The organism is Nostoc sp. CCY 9925, assembly GCF_963920935.1.
Classification (GTDB): Bacteria; Cyanobacteriota; Cyanobacteriia; order Cyanobacteriales; family Nostocaceae; genus Nostoc.
On record NZ_CAWUDO010000017.1, the window covers coordinates 97,506 to 107,403 of the forward strand.

Below are 9,898 nucleotides of genomic sequence, written 5' to 3' on the forward strand. Positions count from 1 at the left end.
TTTGGTCATTAGTCATTGGTCTTCTCTTACAAAGTTATGTACCCTGCGGCATGGCAAAGCCATCAGAAGAAACCTCGGCATCCTGCGGGAAGCAAGCTACAGACTTTGCGCTTTGTCATTTGTCATTTCTCATTGGGACTCAGAACTGAGCATAGAAGCAGGTGTTGTAACTTCTGCTGGAACGCATCCAAGCCAAACAGGGCGATCGCTTGTTCTCGTAGCCACTGTCCATCACACCTTTGATCGTTGCCTTGTAGCATCTCTATACAAGCTGCTGCTACAGCATCAGGATTGCGGTGTGGTACTCGCCATCCCAACTTACCATCCTGCAAGGGGTCAGCTGACCCATCGTCGTCACCAGATAATACAGGTACTTGACAAGCCATTGCCTCTAAATAAACGATGCCGAAGCCTTCTTGGGAAGGCATAATATAGGCATCAGCAAGGCGATAATGTTCCATTAATTCTTCTGTGGCAACGAAACCAGCAAACACAACGCGATCGCTTACACTTAAATCTTTGGCAAGTTGAGCTAATCGCAGTTGGTCATCACCACGACCAATTACCAAATATTTGACTTCTGGGAAAACCTCGGCGATTTGTGGTAACGCCCGAATCGTCACATCCACGCCTTTGTAAATATCTCCTGACCACAACCTTGCCACTGTCATTAACACCTTAGCACCAGTTAAGCCATACTTTTCAACTAATTCTGGCTCTTTGTCACCAGGAGTGAATTTATCCCCATCAATTGCACAAGGGATCATCTGGATGGTTTTAGGGTCTAGACCATTGGCAACACAAGCGCGATCGCGGCTGTAGCGACTAATTGTCCAAATTCCTGCTGCTGATGCTAAGGCACGGCGTTCTTGATTTTTTAACGGTTCCCAGATTTCTTTACCGTAAGTTAGCACGGTGTAGGGAATCCCCAAGGGCTGGCAAAGGGTTTGGATTAATACTGCTAAGTTAATGTGACCGCAGAAAACTTGTTGCGGACGGTTTTGCAATAGACACTTCAGTAAAGCTGCTGCCATTTTGACTCTCCCTAGTTGAGGAGAGTTATTTTTAAAGTAATGAAATTTTAAATTTTCGTCTTCAAAATAATTTAGGCAATTGGGACTATCTCGCAGCAAAAAGACTTCCGCCTTGTAGCCTTGATTTAATTTCAGATAAGCTCGAAAAATATCTTTTATATATGATTGAATACCACCTTCGCGAGCAAAAATTTCTAAGAACACGAAGACGTGGTTAGTTTTTTTGTTAACTTTATTACCTAATTTTAGGTTTTCTGTCACTGTAGTAATGAGCATGTTTGGTTATTTACACTCGTGGCAAGGGGGCGATGCCTGCGGCAAGGACTTCATCCAACGCACCGCTTTGTAACTGCTCTAAATCTGTTTTTACCATTTTTTCTAAAAGCTCCTCAAAGCTGACTTGGGGTTCCCAACCAAGGTTTCTTTTAGCTTTACTAGGGTTGGCAACTAGTTGAAAATGCTCATCTTGTCGCAATAAATTAGTATTTATAATTACATGATTTTGCCAATCTAATCCCACAGACTCAAAGGCTGTAGCCACTAAGTCTCTCACACTGTGTAGCTTACCTGTGCCAATCACGTATTCTTCTGGTTCGTCTACCTGCAACATCCTCCACATAGCCTCTACGTAATCTCCCGCAAAGCCCCAATCGCGTTTGGCATCTAAGTTACCCATTTCTAAGGTGTCAGTTAAACCCAATTTAATCGATGCAACTGCTAAAGAAACTTTGCGTGTGACAAACTGAGGTGCGCGTAGAGGAGACTCATGATTGTATAAAATTCCGCTACAGGCAAATAGTCCATAGCGCTGTCTGTGATGCACCATTGTCCAGTGGGCGTGCATCTTGGCAGCAGCATAGGGATTCTTCGGACGAAAAGGAGTTTCCTCGTCTTGAGGGGAAAAGAATACATCCCCAAACATTTCTGAACTGCTGGCTTGATAAAATCTGGTAGACAAGCCAACCTGTCGTACTGCTTCTAAAAGCCTGGTGGCTGTACCAGTTATCAGATCTAGAGTTCCCAACGGGTCTTTCCAGGAATCTGGTACAAAACTCGGAGCTGCCAAATTATAAATTTCTTGGGGACGCAGTTGTTCAACAGCCGTCAAAAGTGCGGTACTATCCCTCAAGTCTACGGTAAAAATTTCTACCTGAGTTGCTAGCGTTCCCAATTTTGTTAAATTAGGTTGTCGATGCGGGGGTACTAATCCTACAACTCGGTAACCCTGATTGAGGAGCAAATGGCTGAGATAGTAGCCATCTTGACCAGTAATTCCTGTAATTAGGGCTGTCTTAGTCATATTTTGTCCCCTATGTATTCTATCTCTCTATTAAGCACCAAGTAGCACTTGTTGGAGAGTAAAAATAAGACTCTCAACACTGCTGACAAATATTAACAAGGGAGCTTCTATAACTCGAATGCTATCTTTACTGTATTCAATAATTCTTTTTATACAAAAATACTCTTTTATTTTTCACCAAAAAATGCTCCTAATTAAGCAATTTCACTGAAAAAAGATATTACATCAATTTACATATTCTTAAAAAAGTAGTATACTTCTGTCAATCAAATAAGCGTTTGCTTAAGCAATTACTGGGTATGATAATACATTTGTTCGTAAACAGATAGCTGAAAGATCGGCCAAAACTCATCTTGGCATTACCACTGGGAAGAGTTTTGTAAAAATAAAAAGGTAACAAACGGCGTGTTCGTTCTCAGCCAGCGTTTGCAGAGGTATCGCTCTAACGGACTAAGGACAGGCAATTACTACGTACTTTCCACAAAATCTCAAATTGGCATCAAAAAGATTTTTGCCTCGGCTTATCCTTAAGAGTGCTTCACTTTGACTTTTGTACTTTTGTACAATATTTGACAATCAGCAGACAATTTCTACCATCTGCACCACGTTCGTATACCACATGGTCAGCCAAGCGCCGGAGGAGAAACCATCCATATCCACCTTCTTGCGGTTCTTCCGGCTTTGGCTCTGGGATACCATCAGGATTGAAAGGTTTTCCATAATCCCAAATTCTAATCTCTAGGCGATCAACCCACAGATAAACGTCAATGTCAATGGTTGTTTCTGGTGGTAAAGCATGATGAGCATGACGAACAGCGTTGGTAAAGCCTTCTGCTAATGCTAAATTGAGGCGTTCGAGTTGAGTTTGTGACCAGCCAAGTTGAGATAAATGTCGTAGAGAAAATTGCTTAAACCATTCTTGCACCTGGTCGAAGAGGGTGAGTTCGCTCCTAACCGTCAGATGGTCTTGCTGCACTATGGTAAGCATTAACTGTGACTTGAATGAAAGTAAACCCAAGTTGCTAGTCATTAAATTTTGCGCTTTTTGCAAAATTTCTCTGACATCTAAAAATCTAAATTGACATATTCTGCGTAACAAAATACAAAACATGAACAATTTTGGCATTCGAGGGTTGTAACTGGCAACTTACGTTGCAGTAAGTGAAAAATGTTTGTATTTGTTGACCGTGCCAATTTTAGATTTTGCGAAAAGTTTGAGCGGAGGAGACCTCCGCTCAACACCGTTACTCCAAGAGAAGGCGCTTTCCAAGTGTCTAAGCACAAGTCAAGAAACGCGCTTTGAAGAATGGCTCAACTTTTCGCAAAGTCCAATATTGATTGACTTTTAGTGACTTGAGATTTTGGAATAGCTTTTCCCTAAGAATTCGGAATTCAACAGCATAGCTAAACACAGTCCGCCAAGGCGTCAGAATTCATATAAACAAAAGTTCCAGCTAAGGATTTCTCAGAGCGAAACTTGAAAGTGGGATGCTATAAGAAGGGAGAGTCAGAAGAGTTCCAAGAATCAGAAGAACATTCTAATGAATGACTATATCAATCATACTAGACTGCTTATATAATTCTGAATTTTGACTTGTCTATATCCAATTCTGACGCTTCTCCATGCAAAACGTCAAATTCAAAATTCAAGCTGGACTATTAAAATTGACGCCTGTTTATTTTTTCAAAAGCACATCTGCATATGCTCTTAAAATTCACAGGCGTCAAAACATTTTGCGGCGACTAATTTAGAATAGTCCCAAGGTCAAGGACTTATCCAATGGCAAGGCAGCACCAATACCCAGCCACAGGGTGACAAGGGTGCCAAATAGGAACACTGTGGTTGCAACTGGACGACGGAAGGGGTTTTGGAACTTATTGACGTTCTCAATAAAAGGAACGAGGATTAGTCCCAAAGGTACAGAAGCCATTGCTAACACTCCTAAAAGTTTGTTAGGAAGCGATCGCAAAATTTGGAAAACTGGATATAAGTACCACTCCGGTAAAATTTCCAATGGTGTGGCGAAAGGATTTGCTGGTTCGCCAGTCATTGCGGGGTCTAGGACAGCTAGAGCCACAATGGCAGCGAAGGAACCCATAATCACGATGGGAAACACGTAAAGTAGGTCATTAGGCCAAGCGGGTTCACCATAGTAGTTGTGACCCATACCTTTAGCCAGTTTGGCTCTTAACTGGGGATCGCTGAGGTCAGGTTTTTTCTGTGTTGCCATTTTTAAATGTGCTCTCCTGCTTAAGTTGAATTAAAGCATTTGTGAAAGCTATCGGCTACTAGGCAACCCTAGCAAGCGGCAAGCAGCGTTGTGTCTGTCTACGGTGAGCCGCCTCAAGGGCGTCTAAAGCTTTCGGCTTGCGATGCAAGTGTTTGTTTTTTGTAACTTATGTAGAATTAGTTTCTTGTGTTTCATAAGTTTAGAACAAACAACTTCATCTGGAAACTGACAAATGTTGCCTTTTGCTAATCTTTGAGATTACAAAGGACCAGAAATACCTTGTTTGCGGATCATCAAGAAGTGAAACAGCATAAACACTGCAATTAACCAAGGCAAAACAAAGGTGTGTGCGCTGTAGTAACGAGTCAGTGTTGCTTGACCAACACTAGAACCACCACGCAGTAGGTCGGAGATCAGAACACCAACCACGGGAATTGCTTCTGGTACGCCGCTAACGATTTTCACAGCCCAGTAGCCAACTTGATCCCAAGGCAAGGAGTAGCCGGTAACTCCAAAGGAAACGGTGATTACAGCCAGGATTACACCACTTACCCAGGTCAATTCGCGGGGCTTTTTAAAACCACCAGTCAGATAAACCCGGAAGACGTGCAAAATCATCATCAATACCATCATGCTGGCAGACCAGCGATGGATGGAACGAATTAGCCAACCGAAGTTCACTTCATTCATGATGTACTGAACTGAGGAGAAAGCTTCAGCGACTGTTGGCTTGTAGTAGAACGTCATGGCAAATCCAGTGGCAAACTGGATCAAAAAGCAAGTTAGGGTAATTCCACCCAGGCAGTAAAATATGTTGACGTGGGGAGGGACGTACTTGCTAGTAACGTCTTCGGCGATTGCTTGAATCTCCAGGCGTTCCTCAAACCAGTCGTAAACGTTGGCCATACAATCTCAAGTTCCTAAGAATCGGTTGCGTTTGATAAATTCCGAAGTGCTAAATCGGCGAAGAAAGTTTCAAGGGTCGTAAGCCTCGACATCTTGTGAGTTCGGCTTTAGGCGTTCTCCCACCAGAAGCCACAGGCTAGATTAGCAGCATAACCCTTTGCGGACTTTCTAGAAGCCGCCGCTCAGACTTCTCTCCCAATTAGCAATGTTGGGATTTTAGTAAAGGGGGCCTTTTTGTTTGTCAGCTTTCAGGGTGCTAAGAGTTTTCAGAAACTTTACACTCTGTAAAGATGGAATGTATTGCGATCTCTTTATGCCGCAACACAGAAAATTGTGGACACAAAGTAGATTTTATCCTTTGCTGAGTGGGATGAACTGCATCAGTTGAGTAAACAACTTGATGAGAAGAATGCACCACTTCTATAAAAAAAGTAACATAATCGAGAGATAGATTTCATCAACAACAGGACAACAGGGCATTTCTAGGCAATTTGGGTTGAGGTGGAATTGATAATGGGGTTCATGAACAAACAGTTTTTTCGAGTTGGATTTTCATTGCTAATGGCGTTTTGCTTGTCCTTGGGTATAATTACCAAGCCTGCACTGGCTTTGACAGCACAACAAAAGCTGGTTTCTGAAGTTTGGCGAATCGTCAATCGTACTTATCTGGATGAGACGTTTAATCATCAAAATTGGGCGGTAGCGCGGCAAAAAGTTTTGGAGAAGCCGCTGAGCGATTCCAATGCTGCTTATACCGCCATTCAGACGATGCTCAAGAGCCTCGACGATCCTTTTACCCGCTTTTTAGACCCAGAGCAGTACCGCAGCTTACAGGTAAACACTTCTGGGGAATTGACGGGGGTGGGATTGCAAATTGCTCTCAATGGTGAAACTGGTAAGCTGGAAGTCGTGGCTCCCATAGCAGGTTCACCAGCGGAGAAAGCGGGGATTAGACCACGCGATCGCATTCTCAAAATTGAAGGCATTCCCACTGAAAATTTGACTCTAGATGAAGCTGCGACGAAAATGCGCGGGCCGACTGGCAGCCTTGTGACTCTCCTCATCGAACGAGACGGAGAAGCAGAAACGGAAATTAGACTGACGCGCGATCGCATTACTCTTAATCCTGTGGTTTCCGAATTGCGTGTTTCTGGGCAGGGTACGCCCATTGGCTACCTTCGTCTGGCTCAATTCAATGCCAACGCCTCCACGGAATTGGCAAACGCTATTTCTAGTCTAGAAAAAAAAGGGGCTGCTGCCTACATTCTAGATTTGCGAAATAATCCTGGGGGGTTACTGCAAGCCGGAATAGAAATCGCCCGTTTGTGGTTAGACTCCGGGACAATTGTCTACACTGTTAACCGACAAGGCATTCAAGGTAGTTTTGAAGCCTATGGCCCTGCCCTAACCGACGATCCTTTGGTGATTTTGGTGAATCAAGGAACTGCTAGTGCTAGTGAGATTCTTGCTGGCGCACTCCAAGATAATGGGCGTGCCCAACTCGTGGGAGAAACTACTTTTGGCAAAGGTTTAATTCAATCTTTGTTTGAATTATCAGATGGTTCAGGTTTAGCAGTGACAATTGCTAAGTATGAAACTCCTCAACATCGGGATATTAATAAACTAGGTATTAAGCCAGATAAACTGATTTCCCAAACACCCCTAAACCGCGAACAAATTGGCACAACTGCGGATCTGCAATATCAAGCAGCGTTGGAACTATTGAATGAAAACTCGGTTGTGGCGGGAAAGACTTAAAAACTTGAGTGCTGCACCCGATCTGGTTGTGGAAGTGCTTTTTTAGGTAGCCAAAATGAGCGCGGCGATCGCAAAGTCAAACTGCGGTTTTATTTCCTTAAGGGGACAAGGAGAAGTGGGGACGACTGGGGCAAAAGGTTTTCTCTTTCTTCCCTTGTTTGGCAATACTGACATAATTTCAAACATCTTCCTGGATATCTGAAGCTGTTTACCAAAAATAGCCAAAAATTATACCGGAATGTCAATGATAAATTCTGTTCCTTTCCCAAGAATAGAGTTGCAAGTTAATTTTCCCCTATGGGCTTCTTCAATAATTTGACGAGCGATCGCCAACCCCAAACCTGTACCTTTCCCAACAGCTTTCGTAGTAAATAAATGGTCAAAAATATTTTGTTTAACCTCTTCGCTCATCCCTTTCCCATTATCAGAAATAATAACTTTCACGCAATTATTTTTTAGGAAAGTTTTAATTTTAATTAAATTGTAATTTAGCTGAATTTGTTGAAAAGTGCGTCCATCATTTGAATCTTCTAAAGCATCGATAGCATTGGCTAAAATATTCATAAATACTTGATTTAATTGACCAGGAAAACATTGAATTTGTGGGAGATTACCATATTCAGTTAATACTTCAATGGCGGGACGTTGTTCATTTGCTTTGAGACGATGTTTCAAAATTAAAATCGTGCTGTCAATGCCTTGGTGGATATTAAACGGAACTTTGTAATCTCGATCTGCACGAGAGAAGGTGCGGAGACTGGTGCTAATATTTTTTAACCTGTCACACGCCATCGTCATGGAATCAATTACTTTGGGTAAGTCTTGTAACGTATAGTCCAAATCAATTCCTTGGGCATGATCGAGAATTTCTTCGCTCTTGTTGGGTAGACTTTGTTGATAAAGTCTGAGATGTTGAACAATATCAGCAATCGTAGGTTTAGTTTGTTTGAGACTGGCAGCAATAAAACCAAGTGGATTATTCATTTCGTGAGCCACACCAGCAACTAAATTCCCCAAAGCAGACATCTTTTCGCTTTGAATAATTTGTAATTGGGCGTTTTGCAAATTAGTTAGAGCTTGTTCTAAATCTTGTGATTTTTGCTGCAAAGCAAGTTCTGATTGTTTGCGATCGCTAATATCAATTACTACCCCATCCCATAAAATTGCACCGTCGGCTTGTAGTTCTGGCCGAGCAGCAGATTGAATCCATTTCACGGTTCCTGAAGGCATGATAATCCGCCATTCTTGTTCAAACGGTGTCAAAGTTTGGGCAGAGTAGATCATTGCTTGTGTAATAGCTGGGTTATCGTCAGGATGATGCATAGCGTAAAGGCTGTGTGTCCCCGCCATCACCGATTCTGGCTCTAACCCATACAACTCCAAACAGCCAGAACTAACATAGGGTGTTGAAGTTGAACCGTCCGCCCCCAAACGGAATTGGTACACCATACCAGGAATATTATTTGCCAAATTTTGGAAGCGGATTTCACTAGCCTGCAATTTTGCTAGAGATTGTGTCAATTGTTGAGCATAGTTCTGAGAATTACTGTAAAGTCGGGCATTTTCTAGGGAAATCGCAGCTTGGGCGCAGAGTAAATTGAGCAGTTCAACGCGATCGCTGGTAAAGGCTCCAGTAACAAGATTGTTTTCCAGGTACAATACACCAAGCAACTTACCCTGATGCAAAATCGGGCTGCATAAGATACTCTTAGGCTGCTGTCGCTGAATGTATGGGTCATTAGTTAATTGCCGATGTACTCTAGCATCAATAATGACCGCAGGTTGTAAGCTGCGTTTGACGCTATTAATCAAACTAATCGGCACATCATCGCTGTCTTCAAGAAGTTGTGGCTTCAGCAGCATTGGGCAAAAATCAGTACAAGTGACAGATTGCACCATTAGCTGTTCTTCATGAGACAGGAGCAACACACATTTCTCGGCTCCAGAATTTTCAATGAGAATATCCAGCAATGTCGAGAGCAGTTTTTCCAGTTCGATTTCGCCAGAAAGGATTTGGGAAGCTTTGAGAACAGCAGCTAAATCTAGAGCAATAGAGACGCTGCTACTACTGGAAGTACTGGAACTAGTGGAGGTGAGAGTTCCTAAGTTGAAGATAGTTTCGGAAGTGGAGAGGGGAGAATGGGTTTGCTGGAGGATCGGGGCGAGTAGTTGGGGATAGCGTTTTTCTAAGTCGGCGACTTTGGCTTTTGCACCCCAACGAACATAGCCATAATAAGCTTCGATCGTGTATTCTTGAGCGATGCGCTGCTTACCCCAATCCAGGTAGAACTTAGCGGCTAGTTCGTTGGCAAGTGCTTCTTCTTGGGTGTAGCCGTGTTCTTTAGCAAGAGAAATAGCGCGATCGTAATAGTCCATTGCATCGGCTTTGTTACCCAAAATACGATACTGTTCTGCTGCTACCAAATCAAATTTATGTTGAAAATTCATCGGCGCATCGATCGCCCATTGCTTCATCTTTTCCTGATTATTCTTGACTCGATTCAGAAGGTCTTCTAGTTGCGAATCTGCTAGCGATGGGTAGATTGCCAAATGCGCCAAAGAATCATAGAAGTACGATACTGGTACGACTACAAGACCTGGCACACCATCTAAATACTAGACTTGTCCGAAAATTTATAAGCCAGTCTGTGCAAACCTTTGAGAGTCCG

Annotated in this window: 6 protein-coding genes and 1 pseudogene; 1 reads left to right on the forward strand and 6 read right to left on the reverse strand. The window is 42.8% G+C overall.

Annotation, left to right across the window (positions count from 1 at the left end; translation table 11 throughout):
- Nucleotides 1-122: 122 nt before the first annotated feature.
- From ACM0OY_RS12015 to petB, 5 genes are all read right to left on the reverse strand, one after another.
- Nucleotides 123-1,310 carry a glycosyltransferase gene (locus ACM0OY_RS12015; protein WP_414569076.1) on the reverse strand — a complete coding sequence of 396 codons (1,188 nt, stop codon included), beginning with the start codon at nucleotides 1,308-1,310 and terminating at the stop codon, nucleotides 123-125.
- A gap of 10 nt (nucleotides 1,311-1,320) precedes the next feature.
- On the reverse strand, nucleotides 1,321-2,334 hold the full coding sequence (locus ACM0OY_RS12020) for a GDP-mannose 4,6-dehydratase (protein WP_414569077.1): 1,014 nt from the start codon (nucleotides 2,332-2,334) through the stop codon (nucleotides 1,321-1,323).
- A gap of 538 nt (nucleotides 2,335-2,872) precedes the next feature.
- The gene (locus tag ACM0OY_RS12025; protein ID WP_414569084.1) at nucleotides 2,873-3,322 is read right to left on the reverse strand and encodes an ATP-binding protein; all 450 of its coding nucleotides are present in this window, start codon (nucleotides 3,320-3,322) and stop codon (nucleotides 2,873-2,875) included.
- Between the two features lie 760 nt (nucleotides 3,323-4,082).
- Nucleotides 4,083-4,565, reverse strand: a complete 483-nt coding sequence (gene petD / locus ACM0OY_RS12030; RefSeq protein ID WP_073641886.1) for a cytochrome b6-f complex subunit IV — start codon at nucleotides 4,563-4,565, stop codon at nucleotides 4,083-4,085.
- A gap of 258 nt (nucleotides 4,566-4,823) precedes the next feature.
- Nucleotides 4,824-5,471 carry a cytochrome b6 gene (gene petB, locus ACM0OY_RS12035; RefSeq protein WP_096534690.1) on the reverse strand — a complete coding sequence of 216 codons (648 nt, stop codon included), beginning with the start codon at nucleotides 5,469-5,471 and terminating at the stop codon, nucleotides 4,824-4,826.
- A 513-nt stretch (nucleotides 5,472-5,984) separates the two neighbouring features.
- Here petB and ctpA point away from each other — a divergent pair.
- Nucleotides 5,985-7,229: a carboxyl-terminal processing protease CtpA gene (gene ctpA, locus ACM0OY_RS12040; protein ID WP_414569079.1), complete on the forward strand. Its 1,245-nt coding sequence runs from the start codon at nucleotides 5,985-5,987 to the stop codon at nucleotides 7,227-7,229.
- 228 nt (nucleotides 7,230-7,457) lie between these two features.
- Here the strand turns inward: ctpA and ACM0OY_RS12045 are convergent.
- Nucleotides 7,458-9,845: pseudogene (locus ACM0OY_RS12045) on the reverse strand (ATP-binding protein); the annotation flags it as partial.
- Between the last annotated feature and the right edge of the window lie 53 nt (nucleotides 9,846-9,898).

Coding starts and splice junctions, on each gene's coding strand:
- ctpA (WP_414569079.1), top strand. CDS start 5,985: ATGGGGTTCATGAACAAACAGTTTTTTCGAGTTGGATTTTCATTGCTA.
- ACM0OY_RS12015 (WP_414569076.1), bottom strand. CDS start 1,310: ATGCTCATTACTACAGTGACAGAAAACCTAAAATTAGGTAATAAAGTT.
- ACM0OY_RS12025 (WP_414569084.1), bottom strand. CDS start 3,322: ATGCTTACCATAGTGCAGCAAGACCATCTGACGGTTAGGAGCGAACTC.
- petD (WP_073641886.1), bottom strand. CDS start 4,565: ATGGCAACACAGAAAAAACCTGACCTCAGCGATCCCCAGTTAAGAGCC.
- ACM0OY_RS12020 (WP_414569077.1), bottom strand. CDS start 2,334: ATGACTAAGACAGCCCTAATTACAGGAATTACTGGTCAAGATGGCTAC.
- petB (WP_096534690.1), bottom strand. CDS start 5,471: ATGGCCAACGTTTACGACTGGTTTGAGGAACGCCTGGAGATTCAAGCA.